18 protein-coding genes are annotated in these 19,926 nt (G+C 59.9%); 13 read left to right on the top strand and 5 right to left on the bottom strand.

What is annotated here, in order from left to right:
• Positions 1–286 precede the first annotated feature (286 nt).
• From AC1DVF_RS14855 to AC1DVF_RS14825, 7 genes are all read left to right on the top strand, one after another.
• Positions 287–1,288, top strand: a complete 1,002-nt coding sequence (locus AC1DVF_RS14855) for a phosphate ABC transporter substrate-binding protein PstS (protein ID WP_054048327.1) — start codon at positions 287–289, stop codon at positions 1,286–1,288.
• A gap of 422 nt (positions 1,289–1,710) precedes the next feature.
• On the top strand, positions 1,711–3,744 hold the full coding sequence (locus AC1DVF_RS14850; protein ID WP_175559543.1) for an ABC transporter permease subunit: 2,034 nt from the start codon (positions 1,711–1,713) through the stop codon (positions 3,742–3,744).
• Positions 3,745–3,760: 16 nt separating this feature from the next.
• The gene (pstA, locus tag AC1DVF_RS14845; RefSeq protein ID WP_093429625.1) at positions 3,761–5,431 is read left to right on the top strand and encodes a phosphate ABC transporter permease PstA; all 1,671 of its coding nucleotides are present in this window, start codon (positions 3,761–3,763) and stop codon (positions 5,429–5,431) included.
• A 169-nt stretch (positions 5,432–5,600) separates the two neighbouring features.
• A complete protein-coding gene (gene pstB / locus AC1DVF_RS14840) occupies positions 5,601–6,434 on the top strand; it encodes a phosphate ABC transporter ATP-binding protein PstB (RefSeq protein ID WP_093429626.1) in 834 nt (277 codons plus the stop codon).
• Between the two features lie 71 nt (positions 6,435–6,505).
• A complete protein-coding gene (gene phoU / locus AC1DVF_RS14835; RefSeq protein ID WP_007954334.1) occupies positions 6,506–7,267 on the top strand; it encodes a phosphate signaling complex protein PhoU in 762 nt (253 codons plus the stop codon).
• Positions 7,268–7,444: 177 nt separating this feature from the next.
• Positions 7,445–8,401, top strand: a complete 957-nt coding sequence (locus tag AC1DVF_RS14830) for a response regulator (RefSeq protein ID WP_093429627.1) — start codon at positions 7,445–7,447, stop codon at positions 8,399–8,401.
• A gap of 208 nt (positions 8,402–8,609) precedes the next feature.
• On the top strand, positions 8,610–9,506 hold the full coding sequence (locus AC1DVF_RS14825; protein ID WP_477782674.1) for a peptidoglycan DD-metalloendopeptidase family protein: 897 nt from the start codon (positions 8,610–8,612) through the stop codon (positions 9,504–9,506).
• A 41-nt stretch (positions 9,507–9,547) separates the two neighbouring features.
• Here AC1DVF_RS14825 and AC1DVF_RS14820 read toward each other — a convergent pair whose 3' ends face one another.
• The 3 genes from AC1DVF_RS14820 to phoB form a co-directional block, all read right to left on the bottom strand.
• A complete protein-coding gene (locus tag AC1DVF_RS14820) occupies positions 9,548–10,888 on the bottom strand; it encodes a hemolysin family protein (RefSeq protein WP_007920256.1) in 1,341 nt (446 codons plus the stop codon).
• Between the two features lie 122 nt (positions 10,889–11,010).
• Positions 11,011–12,297: a phosphate regulon sensor histidine kinase PhoR gene (phoR, locus tag AC1DVF_RS14815; protein ID WP_189661338.1), complete on the bottom strand. Its 1,287-nt coding sequence runs from the start codon at positions 12,295–12,297 to the stop codon at positions 11,011–11,013.
• A 74-nt stretch (positions 12,298–12,371) separates the two neighbouring features.
• Positions 12,372–13,061, bottom strand: a complete 690-nt coding sequence (phoB, locus tag AC1DVF_RS14810; protein ID WP_007896474.1) for a phosphate regulon transcriptional regulator PhoB — start codon at positions 13,059–13,061, stop codon at positions 12,372–12,374.
• A gap of 151 nt (positions 13,062–13,212) precedes the next feature.
• Between phoB and AC1DVF_RS14805 the strand changes: the two genes are divergently transcribed.
• The gene (locus AC1DVF_RS14805) at positions 13,213–13,596 is read left to right on the top strand and encodes a COG4315 family predicted lipoprotein (protein ID WP_477782673.1); all 384 of its coding nucleotides are present in this window, start codon (positions 13,213–13,215) and stop codon (positions 13,594–13,596) included.
• A 113-nt stretch (positions 13,597–13,709) separates the two neighbouring features.
• On the opposite strand, the gene ubiA is transcribed toward AC1DVF_RS14805, so the two are convergent.
• The gene (gene ubiA, locus AC1DVF_RS14800; protein ID WP_460089303.1) at positions 13,710–14,600 is read right to left on the bottom strand and encodes a 4-hydroxybenzoate octaprenyltransferase; all 891 of its coding nucleotides are present in this window, start codon (positions 14,598–14,600) and stop codon (positions 13,710–13,712) included.
• Complete coding sequence (locus tag AC1DVF_RS14795; RefSeq protein WP_116254216.1) at positions 14,600–15,160, bottom strand: chorismate--pyruvate lyase family protein; 561 nt, start codon at positions 15,158–15,160, stop codon at positions 14,600–14,602. The genes ubiA and AC1DVF_RS14795 overlap by 1 nt, the downstream gene beginning before the upstream one ends.
• A 201-nt stretch (positions 15,161–15,361) precedes the next feature.
• Between AC1DVF_RS14795 and AC1DVF_RS14790 the strand changes: the two genes are divergently transcribed.
• The 5 genes from AC1DVF_RS14790 to tssB all read left to right on the top strand — a co-directional run bounded on the left by AC1DVF_RS14790 (position 15,362) and on the right by tssB (position 19,906).
• A complete protein-coding gene (locus tag AC1DVF_RS14790; protein ID WP_095049651.1) occupies positions 15,362–15,529 on the top strand; it encodes a rubredoxin in 168 nt (55 codons plus the stop codon).
• A gap of 24 nt (positions 15,530–15,553) precedes the next feature.
• Positions 15,554–16,702 (top strand): NAD(P)/FAD-dependent oxidoreductase, encoded by a 1,149-nt coding sequence (locus tag AC1DVF_RS14785; protein ID WP_477782672.1) that lies wholly within the window; start codon positions 15,554–15,556, stop codon positions 16,700–16,702.
• Between the two features lie 190 nt (positions 16,703–16,892).
• The gene (locus AC1DVF_RS14780) at positions 16,893–17,168 is read left to right on the top strand and encodes an HU family DNA-binding protein (RefSeq protein WP_003213368.1); all 276 of its coding nucleotides are present in this window, start codon (positions 16,893–16,895) and stop codon (positions 17,166–17,168) included.
• A gap of 639 nt (positions 17,169–17,807) precedes the next feature.
• On the top strand, positions 17,808–19,370 hold the full coding sequence (gene tssA, locus AC1DVF_RS14775) for a type VI secretion system protein TssA (protein WP_477782671.1): 1,563 nt from the start codon (positions 17,808–17,810) through the stop codon (positions 19,368–19,370).
• Between the two features lie 32 nt (positions 19,371–19,402).
• A complete protein-coding gene (gene tssB, locus AC1DVF_RS14770) occupies positions 19,403–19,906 on the top strand; it encodes a type VI secretion system contractile sheath small subunit (RefSeq protein WP_003229587.1) in 504 nt (167 codons plus the stop codon).
• Positions 19,907–19,926 lie beyond the last annotated feature (20 nt).

The raw sequence follows: 19,926 nt of genomic DNA, 5'->3' as shown, positions 1-19,926 counted from the left end.
GGTCTAGCCAGATGCATTCTTTATCGGCGCTTGGGTGAAAGGAGGAGGGGCGAAATCTCCCACGGTCTGTACTGCGTCAACAGTCAGAATCGAGCCTTGTCCCTCCTCCTCCCTTCAAGTCCTACCATACAAGCGAGCCTGCTCGCGAATGGGGGCACCACGAATCATTCAGTAAAACCTCGATGCTGGCCTTTCATCCAATTGTCATATTTCAGCCATAGAGTGTTCACACGGCCTGCTGATACTTGGCCCCGACTTAACACACCCTATCTGCTAGGAGTAAGGCATGAAACTGAAGCGTTTGATGGCGGCAATGACTTTTGTCGCTGCTGGCGTTGCGACTGCCAACGCGTTCGCCGCTGTTGACCCTGCTATCCCGAGCTACACCAAGACCACTGGTGTGTCGGGCAACCTGTCCAGCGTCGGTTCCGATACCCTGGCCAACCTCATGACCCTCTGGGCTGAGAACTACAAAAAAGAATACCCGAACGTAAACATCCAGATTCAGGCCGCTGGCTCCGCCACTGCGCCACCTGCGCTGACTGAAGGCACCTCCAACCTGGGCCCGATGAGCCGCAAGATGAAGGACACAGAACTGGCGGCCTTCGAGCAGAAGTATGGCTACAAGCCAACCGCTATTCCGGTTGCCGTGGATGCCCTGGCAGTGTTCGTGCACAAGGACAACCCGATCCAGCACCTGACCATGGAACAGGTTGACGCGATCTTCTCGTCCACCCGCCTGTGCGGCGCCAAAACCGACGTGAAAACCTGGGGCGACCTGGGCGTGACCGGCGACCTGGCCAACAAGCCAGTGCAACTGTTCGGCCGTAACTCGGTATCCGGCACCTACGGCTACTTCAAAGAAGAAGCCCTGTGCAAAGGCGACTACAAACCAAACGTCAACGAACAACCAGGTTCGGCGTCGGTTGTGCAGTCGATCAGCTCCTCGCTGAACGGCATCGGTTACTCGGGCATCGGCTACAAGACCGCTAGCGTGAAGACCGTTGCTCTGTCGAAGAAGGGCAGCACCGAGTTCATCGAAGACAGCGAAGAAAACGCCCTGAACGGCAAGTACCCGCTGTCGCGTTTCCTCTACGTGTACGTCAACAAAGCCCCGAACAAGCCTTTGGCTCCGCTGGAAGCTGAGTTCGTGAAACTGGTGCTGTCGAAGCAGGGCCAGGAAGTGGTAGTGAAAGACGGCTACATCCCACTGCCAGCCAAGGTTGCTGCAAAAGCACTGGCTGACCTGGGTCTGCAGGAAGGCGGCGCTGAAGTCGCAAAAAAGTAACAAATTGAGTCCAGAGTGAACCCCACCGGACTCATGTAAAAGGCCGGATCTGCGCGCAGACCGGCCTTTTACACACCTCAAATTTTTGATCCCCTGCCAGTCCCGCTGGCGGTGGATTTGCTGCGTCACTGCATTGTCATCTTTCTGTCATACAGGATCGCTAGGGTGAGCGCATGAATGATCTGGCCAATTCCCACATGACTACTAATCCTCCCAAGCGCATTGATTTCAATACGCCTGAGCTGCAACGCAAGCGCCGCATTCGCGCGCTCAAGGATCGCTTCACCCGCTGGTACGTCCTCGTTGGCGGTCTCGCGGTGCTGGCAGCCATCACCCTGATCTTCTTCTTCCTCGCCTACGTGGTGGCGCCGCTGTTCCAGGGTGCCGACCTGACTGCGAAAGACTCGATCACCCCAGCCTGGATGCAGGACGCCGGCAAGCCGCTGATGATTTCGCTCGAAGAGCAGAATCAGGTGGCCATGCGCGTTTCCGACAAGGGCCAGGCATTGTTTTTTGACATCGACAGTGGCGCTGAACTGAAGCGCGTCGATCTGCCAGTGCCAGCCGGCGCAACCGTGACTTCTATTGGTGAAGATCAGCCGGGCCATCCGCTGGTGGCCGTGGGTCTGTCCAACGGTCAGGCGCTGGTGTTCCGTCACACCTATAAAGTCAGCTACCCCGATGGCAAGAAAACCATCAGCCCGGCCATCGAGTATCCGTACGGCGAGACGCCGATCGCGCTGAACGAAGCCGGCGGCGCGCTGGAGCATGTCAGCCTGAACGCCACCGACACGACGTTGATGCTGGTCGGTTCGACCGGTTCGCAACTCAACGTGCTGTCGCTGACCAGCGAAGAAAACATGATGACTGGCGAAGTCACCAACGAGCAGAAGCGTATCGATCTGCCGCAAATGACTGAGCCGGTGAAAAACATCTTCGTCGACCCGCGCCAGCAGTGGCTGTACGTGGTCAACGGTCGCGCTCAGGCCGATGTGTTCAGCCTGCGCGACAAGAGCCTCAACGGTCGCTACAAACTGCTGGAAAACGCTGACGCCGAAGTCACTGCGACCACGCAACTGGTCGGTGGTATCTCGCTGATCGTCGGCGACTCCAAGGGTGGTCTGGCCCAGTGGTTCATGGCCCGTGACACCGATGGTGAGCTGCGCCTGAAGCAGATTCGAACTTTCCAGATGGGCACCACGCCGATCGTTGAAATCACTGCCGAAGAGCGTCGCAAGGGCTTCCTTGCTCTGGATGCTAGCGGCAAGCTTGGCGTGTTCCACAGCACCGCGCATCGCACCTTGCTGGTCGATCAAGTGGTAGAAGGTCAAGGCCTGTTCGGTCTGTCGCCGCGTGCCAACCGCGTGATCGTCGAAGCCGGCGGCAAGCTGCAACCATTACTGCTCGACAACCCGCACCCGGAAGTTTCCTGGAGCGCGCTGTGGAGCAAGGTCTGGTACGAGAACTACGACGAGCCTAAATACGTCTGGCAATCGACCGCGGCCAACACCGATTTCGAACCGAAACTGAGTCTGTCGCCACTGACCTTCGGCACTCTGAAAGCTGCGTTCTACGCCATGCTGCTCGCTGCTCCACTGGCCGTTGCCGCTGCGATCTACACCGCGTACTTCATGGCCCCGGGCATGCGCCGCAAGGTCAAACCGGTGATCGAGCTGATGGAAGCGATGCCGACGGTGATCCTCGGTTTCTTCGCCGGGCTGTTCCTCGCGCCATATGTCGAAGGGCATCTGCCGGGCATCTTCAGCCTGTTGATGTTGCTGCCTATCGGCATTCTGGTCGCCGGTTTCACCTTCAGCCGCCTGCCTGAATCGATCCGCCTGAAAGTCCCGGACGGTTGGGAAAGTGCGCTGCTGATTCCGGTGATCCTGTTTGTGGGTTGGTTGTCGCTGTACATGAGCCCGTTCATGGAAAACTGGTTCTTCGGCGGTGACATGCGCATGTGGATCTCCCACGACCTGGGCATCACCTACGACCAGCGCAACGCTCTGGTGGTCGGTCTGGCCATGGGTTTCGCGGTGATTCCGAACATTTACTCGATCGCTGAAGACGCCGTGTTCAGTGTGCCGCGCGGCCTGACCCTCGGCTCGCTGGCGCTGGGTGCCACGCCGTGGCAGACCATGACCCGCGTGGTGATCCTGACTGCCAGCCCGGGGATCTTCTCGGCGCTGATGATCGGCATGGGCCGTGCGGTCGGCGAAACCATGATCGTGTTGATGGCCACCGGTAACACCCCGGTCATGGAAATGAACCTGTTCGAAGGCCTGCGCACCCTGGCCGCCAACGTCGCGGTGGAAATGCCCGAGTCGGAAGTCGGCGGCAGCCACTACCGCGTGCTGTTCCTCTCGGCGCTGGTGCTGCTGTTGTTCACCTTCGTCATGAACACCCTGGCAGAACTGATTCGTCAGCGTCTGCGCAAGAAATACTCGTCGCTTTAAGCAAAGGTAGAAGTCTGTGAAACAGAACTCCCTGAAAGGATGGTTCAAGAGCGGCGCCCCGGGCGTCTGGATCAGCGGTGGCGCGGTGTCCATCGCGGTCATCATGACCATTGGCCTGCTGGCGGTGATTGCCGTGCGCGGTCTGGGTCACTTTTGGCCGGCGGACCTGGTCCACGCCAATTACGACGTACCGGGTCAGGCCAATCACCTGGTCGTCGGTGAAGTGGTGCAGAAAGAAGAAGTGCCCCGTGCCCGTCTGAAGAGCGCCGGTTTGCCGGTGCCTGATGCAGGTCCGGAATTCATGACCCGTGAGCTGATCAAGGTCGGCAACCGTGACCTGAACGGCAACGACTTTACCTGGATCGTCGGCGAGTGGCTGACCAACCAGACGACGCCTCCCGAGTTGATGGCGATCGAACGTCGCGAGTGGGGCAACTTCTACGGCTACCTGGTCAACGTCAAACAGGACGGCAAAGTCATCGCCGAAGGCGAGGCGGCATGGCCAGAGTTGCAAGCGCGGATCAACCGTGTGAACGGTCTGGCGGCGCAACTGAAGTCGTTGGAAAAGACCGACATCGGTGCAATCAACGCAGGGCTCGAACGCATCCGTCTGCACGGTCGAAAACTGGAACTGGAAGGCAAGCTCGACGCCACCGCGCAGGCGGACATGGAGTCCGAGCGTGCCGAGCTGAATGCGCGTTATCAGGACATCGAAGCACGTCTGGCCGATCTGCATGCGCAGTTCAACCGTGATGCCTTGACCGCACGTGACGCCAACGGCAAAGAGATTGAAATCGGCCTGGGCAAAGTGGTTCACGCTTACCAGCCGAACGCGATGAGCACCTTCACCAAGCTCGGTTTCTACTTCAGCAAGATCTGGGAATTCCTCTCGGACGACCCGCGTGAAGCGAACACCGAAGGCGGGATCTTCCCGGCGATCTTCGGCACCGTGATGATGACCCTGATCATGGCGATGATCGTCACCCCGTTTGGTGTGCTGGCGGCGGTGTACCTGCGTGAATACGCCAAGCAGAACACCCTGACGCGGATCATCCGTATCGCGGTGAACAACCTCGCCGGTGTTCCGGCGATCGTTTACGGCGTGTTCGGTCTGGGCTTCTTCGTTTACGTACTCGGTGGTTCGGTCGACCGTTTGTTCTTCCCCGAAGCACTGCCGGCGCCGACCTTCGGTACACCGGGTCTGCTCTGGGCCTCGCTGACCCTGGCGCTGCTGGCGGTGCCGGTGGTGATCGTGGCGACCGAGGAAGGTCTGGCACGTATTCCGCGCACCGTGCGTGAAGGTTCGCTGGCACTGGGCGCGACCAAGGCTGAAACCTTGTGGAAGATCGTCATCCCGATGGCCAGCCCGGCAATGATGACCGGCATGATCCTCGCCGTGGCCCGCGCCGCCGGTGAAGTGGCGCCGCTGATGCTGGTGGGTGTGGTGAAACTGGCGCCGTCGCTGCCGGTGGACGGTAACTACCCGTACCTGCACCTGGATCAGAAGATCATGCACTTGGGCTTCCACATCTATGACGTCGGCTTCCAGAGCCCGAACGTCGAAGCGGCGCGTCCGCTGGTGTATGCCACGGCGCTGTTGCTGGTACTGGTGATCGCGACGTTGAACCTGTCGGCGGTGTATATCCGCAACCACCTGCGCGAAAAATACAAAGCACTGGATAGCTAAGGACGACGCGAACCCTGTGGGAGCGAGCTTGCTCGCGAAGCTTTTGGCGGCCGTGAGGGCCCCTTCGCGAGCAAGCTCGCTCCCACATTGAATCGCGACCGCCGCAATATTGATGGAAGCTGCACCGAGCAGTGTTCCGAACCGAATTTGTTAGCACAGGGAGCCTCCCATGCAGCACGAAACACATACCCACGGCATCAACATGTCTGCCCTGGGCCGCGACAAGCAGAGCCTGAATCTCGAACAGGAAACCGTGGCCATCGAAGTACCCGGCCTGAGCCTTTACTACGGCGAGAAACAAGCGCTGTTCGACGTCAGCATGAACATCCCGAAGCAGCGCGTGACCGCGTTCATCGGCCCGTCCGGCTGCGGTAAATCCACGCTGCTGCGCACCTTCAACCGCATGAACGACCTGGTTGACGGCTGCCGCGTAGAAGGCGCGATCAACCTCTACGGCAACAACATCTATCGCAAGGGCGAAGACGTTGCCGAGCTGCGTCGTCGCGTCGGCATGGTGTTCCAGAAGCCCAACCCGTTCCCGAAGACCATCTACGAAAACGTCGTGTACGGCTTGCGCATCCAGGGCATCAACAAGAAGCGCGTCCTCGACGAAGCGGTCGAGTGGGCGTTGAAAGGCGCGGCACTGTGGGACGAAGTCAAAGATCGTCTGCATGAATCRGCACTCGGCCTGTCCGGTGGTCAGCAACAGCGTCTGGTCATCGCCCGTACCATCGCGGTTGAGCCGGAAGTGCTGCTGCTCGACGAACCGTGCTCGGCCCTCGACCCGATCTCGACGCTGAAAGTCGAAGAGCTGATCTACGAGCTGAAGTCCAAGTTCACCATCGTTATCGTTACGCACAACATGCAACAGGCCGCGCGGGTGTCCGACTACACGGCGTTCATGTACATGGGCAAACTGGTGGAATTTGGCGACACCGATACCCTGTTCACCAATCCGGCGAAGAAGCAGACCGAAGACTACATCACCGGTCGTTATGGCTGACAGTTGCGGGTTATTCACAGAATTGACGCTGCGGCCCGCCGCACCTTACCGGACGCTCCAAGGACGCCAACATGATTAGTAAAGAAGGCCTTACCCACCACATCTCCGCGCAGTTCAACGCTGAGCTTGAGGAAGTGCGCAGCCACCTCCTGGCCATGGGCGGGCTGGTCGAGAAGCAGGTCAACGACGCGGTCACCGCACTGATCGAAGCCGACTCCGGTCTCGCTCAGCAAGTGCGCGAGATCGATGACCAGATCAACCAGATGGAACGCAACATCGACGAAGAATGCCTGCGCATTCTCGCCCGCCGTCAACCGGCGGCCTCCGATCTGCGTCTGATCATCAGCATTTCCAAGTCGGTGATCGACCTGGAGCGCATCGGTGACGAAGCGACCAAGATTGCTCGCCGTGCGATTCAATTGTGCGAAGAAGGTGAAGCGCCACGCGGTTACGTCGAGGTTCGCCATATCGGCGACCAGGTGCGCAACATGGTTCGCGATGCGCTGGACGCGTTCGCCCGTTTCGACGCCGATCTGGCGTTGTCGGTGGCGCAGTACGACAAGATCATCGACCGCGAATACAAGACCGCCCTGCGTGAGCTGGCGACCTACATGATGGAAGACCCGCGCTCTATCTCGCGGGTCTTGAGCATTATCTGGGTGCTGCGTTCGCTGGAACGCATCGGCGACCACGCACGCAACATCTCCGAATTGGTCATTTACCTGGTGCGCGGCACCGACGTGCGCCACATGGGCCTCAAACGCATGAAAGAAGAAGTTGAAGGCACAAGCGGCGAAACCGCTAATGTTCCGGGCGATGCTGACGATAAGTAAGATTGCCTGAGAAAAGCGCCCGGCCCTTTGGCCGGGCGTTTTTGTTTGTGCTTTTCATGGGCAGAACCGAATTAAAAAGCAGCACCCGCGAACGAAAAGTCCCGGCGTGACTGAAGAGTTTTGGCAATGTGCCATCAGCCAGCGTTATGCTTGCCGGGATTTTAATAGGGGTGTTGGATGAGCAAGATCAGTGTGTTGGTCGTGGACGATGCTTCGTTCATTCGTGACCTGGTGAAAAAGTGCCTGCGTAATTACTTCCCGGGGATCCGCACCGAGGACGCCGTCAACGGCAAAAAGGCTCAGGCCATGCTGGCCAGGGAAGCGTTCGACCTGGTTCTGTGCGACTGGGAAATGCCGGAAATGTCCGGTCTCGAGCTGCTGACCTGGTGCCGCGAGCAAGACAACCTCAAGACCATGCCGTTCGTCATGGTCACCAGCCGTGGCGACAAGGAAAACGTCGTGCAGGCGATTCAGGCCGGCGTTTCCGGCTACGTCAGCAAGCCGTTCACCAACGAGCAACTGCTGACCAAGGTCAAACAGGCGCTGAACAAGGTCGGCAAGCTCGACACCCTGATGAACAGCGCGCCGACCAAGATGAACTCGGCGTTCGGCAACGATTCCCTGAGCGCCTTGACTGGCGGCAAGCCTGCCGTGGTCGGTGGTGCTCCGGCTGCGGCGGCGGTCAATCCGTTCGCCAAACCTGCCGTCGCTGCACCAGCGCCCGCTGCTGCTCCATCGCGCGGTCTGCTCAACAGCCCACCGGTTCAGGCTCCCGCCACGTCGAAAGCGCCGGTCGGTGGTCGCGGTCAGGGCCAATTGCGCCTGCCAAGCGGCACCCAGCAATGCGTGATCAAGGCCCTGAGCATCAAGGAAGCGTTGCTGGTGGTGAAACGCACCGAGACCCTGCCGCAGATCCTCGACAGCGCCGTACTCGACCTGGAGCAGGGCGACAACGCCGAAATCGCCCGTCTCAATGGTTACCTGCACGCCATCGTTGCGCATGAGCAGAAACCCGACAGCGACTGGCTGCAACTGACCTTCCGTTTCGTCGACCAGGACGCGCAGAAACTCGACTACATCTCCCGCCTGATCGCCCGCGGTACGGCGCAGAAGCACTTCGTTCCGGGCGCGTGATCTTCGTCGCCTGACACATCGCCTTCGCGAGCAGGCTCGCTCCCACCCTGGAATGCATTCCAAATGTGGGAGCGAGCCTGCTCGCGAAGGGGCCATCCCTTACGACTTACATTTTCTAGGCTGCCTAATTTGAAACATCTGTCGACTAGCCTGGTCTGCTTCACCTGCTAGGCTCATTCACAGGCCTTACTTCGACAGACTCTTGCCCATGCTCGCGCGCCTGCTGTTTTTCTATGGTCTTTTCATGGCATCCACTTCGGCTGTGGCCATGACCATCTACAAATCCACTGATGCCAACGGCGTGGTGTCGTACAGCGACCGGCCGAGCAAAGGCGCGCAGGTGTTCGTGTTTCAGGACCGCATGGTCGAGCGCCTGGAACGGCAGGTTTACCTCGATATCAAGAAGCAGAAGGGCACAGACGTGGTCTTCGTGCGCAACGATTTGTATGCGCCGGTCAAAATTGCCTTGGCATTCACCGGGCTGAGCAATGTCCGCGGTGCGCCGGCGCAAACCATCCACCGGGTTTTGCCGGCGCGCAGCAACACGCGGTTGGCGTTGCTGACGGCGATATCCGGCAAGCAGCCGCTGGTGTATACGCCGCAGTTCTACTATTCCCTCGGTGACCCCACTGGTATCGCGCAGGGCTATCGCTATCCACTGCCATGGCGTGGCGGGCCGTTTCGTCTGAGTCAGGGCGCCAACGGTCAGTACAGTCACTATGGGCCGAAGAATCGCTATGCGATGGACATCGCCATGCCGGTGGGCACGCCGATCATTGCCGCGCGGGCCGGGGTGGTGGTGAAGACCGAGAATTCCCAGAGCGGGCGCGGTTCGGATGCGTCCGGCAATTTCGTGCGGGTACTGCATGACGACGGCACCATGGGCGTGTACCTGCACCTCAAGCAAGGTTCGGTGAGCGTGCGCGAAGGGCAACGGGTGGCGGTGGGCAGTCCGCTGGCCCTGTCGGGCAATACCGGCAACAGCAGCGGCCCGCACCTGCACTTTGTGGTGCAGCGCAATACCGGCGAGGGGCTGGTGTCGATTCCGTATCAGTTCAACCAGCCGCTGGGGGCGTTGCCCAACTTTGCGTTGGGCAAGCAATAAAGCAAAAAAGATCGCAGGCAACGCGGTTTCCCGCATTGCACTCAATCCAGCATCAACACCTTCGCCAGCACAATCTTCGGCCCTTTCATCTTCTTGATGATGATCCGCAGGCCTTCGACTTCCAGCACTTCTTCCTCTTCCGGCACCCGTTTCAGGGTTTCGTAGACCAGCCCGGCGAGGGTCTCGGCTTCGATGTGATCGAGGTCGATGCCCAGCAGGCGTTCCACCTTGAACAGTGGCGTGTCGCCACGCACCAAGAGCTTGCCCGGCTGATAGGCGAGGATCCCGCGCTCAGCCTTGCGGTGTTCGTCCTGAATGTCGCCGACCAGCACTTCCAGCACGTCTTCCATGGTCAGGTAGCCGATGATGTTGCCGTCAGCCTCCTCGACCACGGCGAAGTGCGAGCCGCCCTTGCGGAACTGCTCCAGCAGCTGCGACAGCGGCATATGGCGCGACACGCGCTCGAGGGGACGGGTCAGCTCAGCCAGGTTGAACGACTCGGGAATGTGGTCCAGCGCCGCCAGTTCCAGCAGCAGATCCTTGATGTGCAGCAGGCCGACGAACTCCTGGCGCTCGCTGTCGTACACCGGATAACGGCTGAACTTGTGGCGACGGAACATCGCGAGGATTTCTTTCAGCGGCGCGTTGAATTCGAGGGTGATCAGGTCTTCGCGGGAGTTGGCCCAGTCGACCACTTCCAGCTCGCCCATTTCCACCGCCGAGGCCAGAACGCGCATGCCCTGATCGCTCGGATCCTGGCCACGGCTGGAGTGCAGGATCAGTTTCAGTTCTTCGCGGCTGTAATGGTGTTCATGGTGCGGACCGGGTTCGCCTTGCCCTGCGATACGCAGAATCGCGTTGGCGCTGGCGTTGAGCAGGTAAATCGCCGGGTACATCGCCCAGTAGAACAAGTACAGCGGCACCGCCGTCCACAGCGACAGCAACTCGGGTTTGCGGATCGCCCAGGATTTCGGGGCCAGCTCACCAACCACGATGTGCAAGTACGAAATGATGAAGAACGCGGTGAAGAACGACACACCTTTGACGATCTCCGGCGACTGCACGCCGACCGCGCTCAGCAGCGGTTCAAGGATGTGTGCGAACGCCGGCTCACCGACCCAGCCAAGGCCAAGGGAGGCGAGCGTGATACCGAGCTGACAGGCCGAGAGGTACGCATCGAGCTGACTGTGCACGGTGCGCAGGATGTGCCCGCGCCAGCCGTTCTGATCAGCGATGGCCTCGACCCGGGTCGAGCGCAGTTTGACCATGGCAAATTCCGCTGCAACGAAAAAGCCGTTGAGCAAAACCAGGATCAGAGCAAAAAGGATCATGCCGAAATCGGCGAAAATTGTAGCGAGGGACAAGCCAGGGGAAGGGTCCATGATGGAGTTTTGCGGGTTCCGTGTGATTCAAGAGAGAGAAAAGTCGCGCCTGAAAGGCAGGCACAAGTCAGCCAATGTAGCGGCTGACATGGCGATTGCCTAGTGGCGAGTGCCGGTCGGTCTTACTCGGCGGCGCTGATGGCCCGCGCCTGAGCCACCTGAGCTGGGGCGAAATGGCAGGTGAACGTGCTGCCGTGACCGGGCACGCTGCTGATTTCCATGCGTGCGCGGTGGCGCAGCAACACGTGTTTGACGATGGCCAGACCCAGCCCGGTGCCGCCGGTGTTGGAGTTGCGGCTGGAGTCGACGCGGTAGAAACGCTCGGTCAGGCGCGGCAGGTGTTTGCTGTCGATGCCGATGCCGGAATCCTGCACGCTCAGGTGTGCGCCTTGATCGTCACCCCACCAGCGAATGCGGATGTTGCCCTCGGCCGGGGTGTACTTCACCGCGTTGAACACCAGATTGGAAAACGCACTGCGCAACTCCGCCTCGCTGCCCTTGAGCAACAGGCCGGCATCGGCTTCGAGGCTGATGCGCTGGTTCTTCGCGCCCGACAATTGCTGGGCATCGCTCTTGATCGATTGCAGCAGGGTGTCGATCTGCACCGGATGGTTGTCCGACGGGTAATCGGTGGCCTCCAGTTTCGCCAGCAACAACAAATCGTTGAGCAGCGTCTGCATGCGCCCGCCCTGTTGTTGCATCTGCTGCAGCGCGCGACTCCAGCGCGGATTCACTTCCTCGACGTTGTCGAGCAGGGTTTCCAGGTAGCCGCAGATCACCGTCAGCGGCGTGCGCAACTCGTGGGAGACGTTGGCAATGAAATCTTTGCGCATCTGTTCCAGCTGATGGATGCGCGTGACGTCGCGCACCAGCATCAAGTGTTCGTTGTTGCCGTAGCGGGTCAGGTACAGCTGAATGCGCACGCGATCGTTGGTCGGCGAGGGGATTTCCAGCGGCTCGGCGTAGCTGTCCTGCTCGAAGTACTCCTTGAAACGCGGATGGCGCACCAGGTTGGTCACCGGTTGGCCGCTGTCCTGGGGGGTCTTGAGGCCAAGCAAGGTTTCGGCGGCGCGGTTCCACCATTCCAGATTGCCGTCGCTGTCGAGCATGATCACCGCGTCTTTCAGCGCAGCGGTGGATTCCTGCACCCGGTCGATCACCGCTTGCAGGCGCCCGCGCACGCGCTGATCGCGGCGTTGCAGGTGGTAGATGCTGTCGAACACTTCACCCCACAGGCCATAGCCATCGGGCGGTGCTTCGTCGGGTTGATGCTGGCGCAGCCATTCGTGCAGACGCAGCAATTGCTTGAGCGTCCAGGCCAGATAAATCCCCAGGCCCGCCGCAAGGCTCCAGCCGTAATAGCCGGTGATCAGGCCGATCACCAGGCAGGCGGTGACCAACAGCAGCATGTGGCGAATCAGGGTGCCATGCCAGTTTTGATTCACGGGAAATACGGTCCTTGTCTGCGAGTCTGGCGGTCGGATCAGGCCTTGGTGGAAAACCGGTAGCCGGTGCCGCGCACGGTTTGTACCAGATTTTCGTAGGCGTCGCCGAGCGCCTTGCGCAGGCGGCGGATGTGCACGTCGACGGTGCGTTCTTCAACGTAGACGTTGCCGCCCCAGACCTGATCCAGCAACTGGCCACGGGTGTAGGCGCGTTCCTGGTGGGTCATGAAGAATTGCAGCAGACGGTATTCGGTCGGGCCCATTTCGGCCGGTTTGCCGTCGATGGTCACGCGGTGGCTGATCGGATCGAGCAGCAGGCCGCCGACTTCGATCGGCGCTTCGCCGTCGGTCGGGCCGGCGCGGCGCAGCACGGCTTTGAGGCGGGCGACCAGTTCGCGCGGGGAAAACGGTTTGGTGATGTAGTCGTCGGCGCCGACTTCCAGACCCTGGATCTTGTTGTCCTCTTCGCCCTTGGCGGTGAGCATGATGATCGGGATGTCCCCGGTCAGCTCGTCACGCTTCAGACGACGGGCCAGTTCGATGCCGGAGGTGCCGGGCAGCATCCAGTCGAGCAGGATCAGGTCCGGCTTGCGGTCGACGATGATGGCGTGGGCCTGCTGCGAGTTCTCGGCCTCGAGGCAGTCATAGCCGGCCATTTCCAACGCAACGGCGATCATTTCGCGAATGGGCGCTTCGTCGTCGACGATCAGAATGCTCCTGCCAACCATGCCTTAATCCTCTTGTCATTTAACTGTCTTGCGCCGCATTAGATAACGGAATTATTGCAGTCGTGTGACAGTATTTTAGTCCGGCGGCGATTGTGCAAATCCTCAACTAAGCTCTAAGTCCGAATCCTGACAACCACAAAAGAAGGTTTCCATGACTCAAATGACTGTTTCTTTGAAAGCCCTGCTGATGGCTGCTGCCCTGACGCTGCCTGGATTTGCCATGGCCGCCGAGCCAGCCATGATGAAGGACGGCATGATGGTCGATCACAAAGGCATGACCGTTTATACGTTCGACAAGGACGATGGCGGTAAATCGATGTGCAACGGCGATTGCGCGAAGAACTGGCCGCCGATGATGGCGCCGGCGGGAGCCAAGGCTGAAGGCAAATGGACCGTCATCAAGCGCGATGACGGCATGATGCAGTACGCCTATGACGGCAAACCGCTGTACACCTTCATGAAGGACGAGAAGCCTGGAGAAATGAAAGGCGATGGCATGAAGGAAGTGTGGCACGTGGTGCACGAGCATAAGTAAACGCAAATCCCCTGTGGGAGCGAGCTTGCTCGCGAAGGCGTCGTCTCAGTCAGCCTATGTGGCAACTGACCCAACGCTTTCGCGAGCAAGCTCGCTGCCACAGGTTTGAATCTTCAGCGCAATGCGTAATCCAGCACGATCCCGACGAAAATCGCCAACCCGGCCCAATGGTTATGCAAGAACGCCTTGAAACAACGCATGCGGTCGCGATCGCGGGTGTACCAGAACTCCCACGCATAACACCCGGCAGCCATCAGCAAGCCAAGATGGAACCATACCCCCAGCTCGAACTTCGACCCCGCCAGCAACAAGCAGCCCAGCGACAGTCCCTGCAAGCTCAGGATGATCACCCGGTCCGCCTCGCCAAACAGAATCGCCGTGGATTTCACGCCAATCTTCAAATCGTCATCCCGATCGGTCATTGCGTAATAGGTGTCGTAACCCACTGTCCACAGCAGGTTGGCGATCCACAGCAGCCACGCTGCCGCCGGCAGTTCACCGGTCTCGGCCGTGAACGCCATCGGCATGCCCCACGAAAACGCCGCGCCCAGCACCACTTGCGGGTAATAGGTGTAGCGCTTCATGAACGGATATGTGAACGCCAACGCCAGGCCGCCCAGCGACAGCCAGATCGTCGGCGCATTGGTGCACAGCACCAGCAGAAAACTCACTCCCATCAACAGCGCAAAGAACACCAGCGCCTCTTTCGAACTGATCTTGCCGCTGGCCAGCGGTCGTTGCGCGGTGCGTTTGACGTGGCCGTCGACCTTGCGGTCGGCCCAGTCGTTGATCACGCAACCGCCGGCGCGGGTCAGTACCACGCCGAGGACGAAAATCACCACGTTGGCCAGCGACGGCGAGCCTTTGCCGGCAATCCACAGGGCCCAAAGGGTTGGCCACAGCAGCAGATAAATGCCGATCGGCTTGTCCATCCGGGTCAACTGAATGAAGTCCCACGCGCGCGGGTTCAAGCGGTTCAGCGACTTGAGCAGGCTCTGATACATCAGCAGTTCTCCGGATGGGCGCGGGCGGCCCGCCACAGGCTCGGCAGGAAGATTTCTGCGACCAGGACGCTCAGCGCGCCACGGTCGAAACGCGAACGCCGACCCCACAGCTCAGGCGCCTTCACGTCTGGCGGCAACCATTGTTCAGGGTAGTGACAAACTTCGAGGGCGCGACGCTGGAACGCCTGATCGCAAAACAGCAATTCGCCCAGCGAACGGCTACCCAGTTCATCCATATGCAAGCCGTCGCCTTGCAAGGCGGCGCGCGAAGCGACGCTGCGGGCAAACACCCAAGCCTCGCCGTGACCGCGCAAATACACCTCGCGCACCCAGCCTTCGCTGCCTTCGGCCAACTCCAGCGCCGCGCATTCGTCGGCGCGCAGAGTGTCCCAGCCTTCGAACAACGGCGTGACGCTGAAGCCATCATGGGACAGCCGGGTCAGTCGGCGGGTGAGGGAGCCTTCGTCGAACAGCCAGTCGAGGGTCACCGAATCGGGGAGGGGCGTCAGTTGGCTTTGGGTCAGCCAGAGCGGGGCCGGGCAGGCATTTGAATGTCGCACAATGAGTCATTATTGGCCGCAAATGAGGCGGCGAGCTTACCATGGCGAGCTGCGAGATTGATTGATCCGGGTCGCCGTTGCGCCGAACAGGCTTGCATCTGCCCGGCTCCATCAGTACAAAACGCCCTGAGCCGGATGGCAGCGCAACACCCATCGACCGTCCGCGCCGGCACCACGCCTGAACCCTGAGGAAGTACCTGAATGAAAAAGTGGCAATGCATCGTCTGTGGCCTGATCTACAACGAAGCCGAGGGTTGGCCGGATGACGGCATTGCGCCGGGCACCGCTTGGCAGGATGTACCGGCAGACTGGCTGTGCCCGGACTGCGGCGTCGGCAAGACGGACTTCGAAATGATCGAAATCAACTAAGCAAGAAAAACAAAGGAGTAAGGCATGAGCGCACCTGTCGTCATCGTTGGCACTGGCCTGGCGGGCTACAACCTGGCCCGCGAGTTTCGCAAGCTCGACAGCGAAACCCCGCTGTTGCTGATCACTGCTGATGACGGTCGCTCTTACTCCAAGCCGATGCTCTCCACCGGTTTCGGCAAGAACAAGGACGCGGACGGCCTGAGCATGGCCGAGCCGGGCACCATGGCCGAGCAGTTGAAGGCCGAAGTGCGCACGCACACGCGCATCAGCGGCATCGACGCTGGCCACAAGCGCCTGTGGATTGGCGAGGAGGCGGTCAGCTATCGCGACCTGATTCTCGCCTGGGGCGCGGAAACCGTGCGTGTGCCGATTGAAGGCGATGGCAGCGATCTGGTGTTCCCGATCAATGATCTCGAAGACTATGCGCGCTTCCGCGCCGCTGCGGCGGGCAAGCGTCGGGTGCTATTGCTCGGCGCTGGACTGATCGGCTGTGAGTTTGCCAACGACCTGATAGTTGGCGGCTACGAAGTGCAACTGGTGGCGCCGTGCGAACAAGTCATGCCGATGCTGCTGCACCCGGCCGCTGCGGCGGCGGTGCAGGCCGGGCTGGAAAGCCTTGGTGCGAAATTCCACCTCGGCCCGGTACTGACCCGCCTGCAAAAAGTCGCCGACGGCCTGGAAGCGCACCTGTCCGACGGCCAGGTCATTCCTTGCGACGTGGTGGTTTCGGCCATCGGCCTGCGCCCGCGTATCGATCTGGCGGCGGCTGCCGGCGTGCAGGTCAATCGCGGCGTCGTGGTCGACCGGCACCTGAAAACCTCCCACGCCAATATTTACGCCCTGGGCGACTGCGCCGAGGTCGACGGATTGAATCTGCTGTACGTGATGCCCCTGATGAGTTGCGCGCGCGCGCTGGCGCAAACCCTCGCTGGAAACCCTACTGCCGTGAGCTACGGCCCGATGCCGATCACCGTAAAAACCCCGGTGTGCCCGCTGGTGGTTTCGCCACCACCACGGGGCAGCGAAGGTGTCTGGACCGTCGAAGGTCAGGGCACCGACATCAAGGCGCTGTGCCACAGTGCCGATGGGCAGTTGCTCGGTTATGCGCTGACGGGTGCAGCGGTGATGGAAAAACTCGCCCTGAACAAACAGCTTCCGGCGCTGCTGGCGTAAATACCGGTCGTTCTGTCGGAATCACCCCGCTTTTGCCCCTACAAAGGTCGCGTGGAGACTGGCGCCGCCGGTATCCGCGTGCCATTCTCACTCCCGTCTGCCGCAGAGTAGAGCCTGCGGCGCCTTGGGCGCTGTTCCAACGAGAACAGCACGGACATAACAACAAAAAACCGTCAAAGGGGCTTCACTAATGCGTAAACCAGAACTCGCCGCTGCAATCGCTGAAAAAGCAGATCTGACCAAAGAACAGGCCAACCGCGTACTCAACGCCGTTCTCGAAGAAATCACCGGCGCTCTGCACCGCAAGGACAGCGTGACGCTGGTCGGCTTCGGCACCTTCCTGCAACGCCACCGCGGCGCCCGCACCGGCAAAAACCCGCAGACCGGCGAGCCGGTTAAAATCAAGGCCAGCAACACTGTTGCGTTCAAGCCAGGCAAATCGTTGAAAGACAGCGTAAATCCTTAATTGCGGCGAACTCCTCGAATAACGGGGAGAACCGCTGAAAAAATGGGCACACCGATTGCGGTCGGGTGCCCATTTTTTATGCCTGCCTATTTGTTATGCCCTGCAGCAATAATAAAGCCACGTAATCAATTGCATTGGTTGGCTATCGATCTGCCTCACACTTAAATCAATACCCTATATATAAAAGCCATCATAGTGATGGCACTTTTGCCATTGTTGGTTGTCTCGCTGTGGATTGTTGAAACAACACTGAAATCTTTCGGAATCATCCTACATCCGTTTTTTTCAAAACCCGTCATGCTCCGCGCCATTGTCGTCGGCCCCGGTCTTCGGTGATCACCGCAGATTGGAACGATCGCTCTAAATCAGGGTTTTCAGGTGTTTCGTGCAGCTGCGTATATATGAAGACGGCATCGGGGATTCCCTGACTGAATATAGGGAAACCTCCTACAACAAACAAAGAACAGTTCGTCTTGTTGTTTAATCAGATGCTTGCTAGTGGCCATCATAGTGATTACGATGCGCCCACTTGAAAGAGCACATCTCAATTGGATGAGTCGCTTCACCGCTCTTCGATACTGTCCCGCGCCGCGGTAACTCCAATAGGCGCCTGACTGTAATCCTTAATAAAGGCCATGGATGTCCTACTCAAGCAAACTTTCCGCCCATTACCTCGAACTCGCTAAAGTCTCTGTTTCCAAAGAGAATTTCGCGGGCGAAGACGTTCGTTTTTCGAGCGAATTCGAGGCCTTGGAAAGTGAGCTGGCCAAAGCCTCGTCGATGCACGAAAGCGGGCAGATCGACTGGCTGAAAATTCGCGAAAACAGCGAAAACCTGCTGCGTACCCAATCCAAGGATTTACGTGTCGGCGCCTGGCTGACCTGGTCGCTGTACCAGCGCGAATCCTTCCCCGGGCTGCTGGCCGGCCTCGGTCTGCTGCACCATCTGTCGGAAAACAACTGGGCTGACGTTCACCCGCTCAAACCCCGCACCCGTGCCGCCGCGATCGGCTGGCTGGTGCCGCGTCTCGAGCAGGTCATCACCGAAAACATTGCGATCAAAGAGCAGTTGCCGATGTTCCGGCAGCTCTCCGAGCACCTGTCCGGTCTCGAAGCGGCGTGTGCTGAGCACCTGGGCGATGACTCGCCGCTGTTGCTGCCGATCTCCCGTCGCCTGAAAACCATGATCCAGCGCGCGGCCGACAATCAGCCARCCCCCGGTGTGGTCGGTGCGGCGGTGGCGCAGGTCAAGCAGGCTGCCAGCCAGTTGCTCACTCCCGGCGCACCGATCGACAACGAGCGCGAGGCGCACAAAGCCCTGCGCGCCCAACAGGAAAGCGCCCGTCCGTTGTGCGCCTGGTGGCTCAAGCAGAAAGCCACCGACCTGCGCGCCCTGCGCCTCAATCGCACGCTGCTGTGGATGACCATCGACGCGGTGCCGGAGCGCAACGCCGAGCAGATCACCGTGCTGCGCGGTTTGCCGCTGGAAAAGCTCAAGCTCTATCAGGACCGTTTCGATCAGGGCAAATACGCTGACCTGCTGGTGGAACTGGAGGCGAGCCTGGCGAAGGCGCCGTTCTGGTTCGATGGCCAGAGGATGGTCTGGGAGTGTCTCCAGAACCTCAACGCCGAATTGGCAATGCGCGAAGTGGAGATCCACTTCGCGCTTTTGGTTCAACGGCTGCCCGGCATTGTCGAGTTGCGCTTCCATGACGGCGCGCCGTTTGCCGATCCGTCCACCCGGGCGTGGATCGCCGCCAACGTCATGCCGCACCTGCAAAGCGCCAGCGCGCCGCGCAAGGTCGAAAGCGAAAACGTCGAAACCCAGCCGGCCTGGGAAAAGGCCCTTGAGGAAGTCCTGCCGCTGCTGCGCAAGGAAGGCTTGAAGCCTGCCGTGCAGACGCTCAAACAGGGTTTGCAATCCGCCCACGGCGGCCGCGAACGCTTCTTCTGGCAGTTCGCCCTCGCGCGCCTGTGCTTCATGGCCAAGAAATACGAACTGGCCAAGAACCAGCTGGAAACCCTCGATCAGACATTACAGGACTCAGGCCTGCACGCCTGGGAGCCCGATCTTGCATTGGAAGTGCTGCACCTGCTGCACAGTTGCTGCGAGTTGTTGCCGCAGAACCATGCCGTACGTGAACGCAAGGAAGAGATTTATCGCAGGCTGTGCCACCTCGACCTCGAAGTGGTACTCGAATAGGCCCCAGGGCCACAACCGCAAGGAGAAAAGCCATGGCCAAAGAAGGCTCGGTAGCCCCCAAGGAACGCATCAACGTCACCTTCAAACCCGCCACCGGCGGTGCTCAGGAAGAGATTGAACTGCCGCTGAAGCTGCTGGCAATCGGTGACTACACCCACCGCAAGGACGATCGCAAAATCGAAGATCGCAAGCCGATCAGCATCGACAAGATGACCTTCGACGAAGTGTTGGCCAAGCAAGAGCTGGGTCTGACGCTGAGCGTGCCGAACCGTCTGCAGGAAGATGGCGAGGCCGACGAGCTGGCTGTGCAACTGCGCGTCAATTCGATGAAGGACTTCAACCCGGCCAGCCTGGTCGAGCAAGTGCCTGAGCTGAAAAAACTGATGGAACTGCGCGATGCGCTGGTGGCCCTCAAAGGCCCGCTGGGTAACGCACCTGCGTTCCGTAAAGCGATCGAAGGCGTGCTCGCCGACGACGAATCCCGCGGTCGCGTACTCGGTGAGCTGGGCCTGAACGCCGCAGCCCCGGACGCCTGAGACTCCAGCCAAGGAAGCCA

Source organism: Pseudomonas sp. P4_D7 (assembly GCF_056401755.1).
This window is presented reverse-complemented; position numbering and strand designations above follow the sequence as displayed.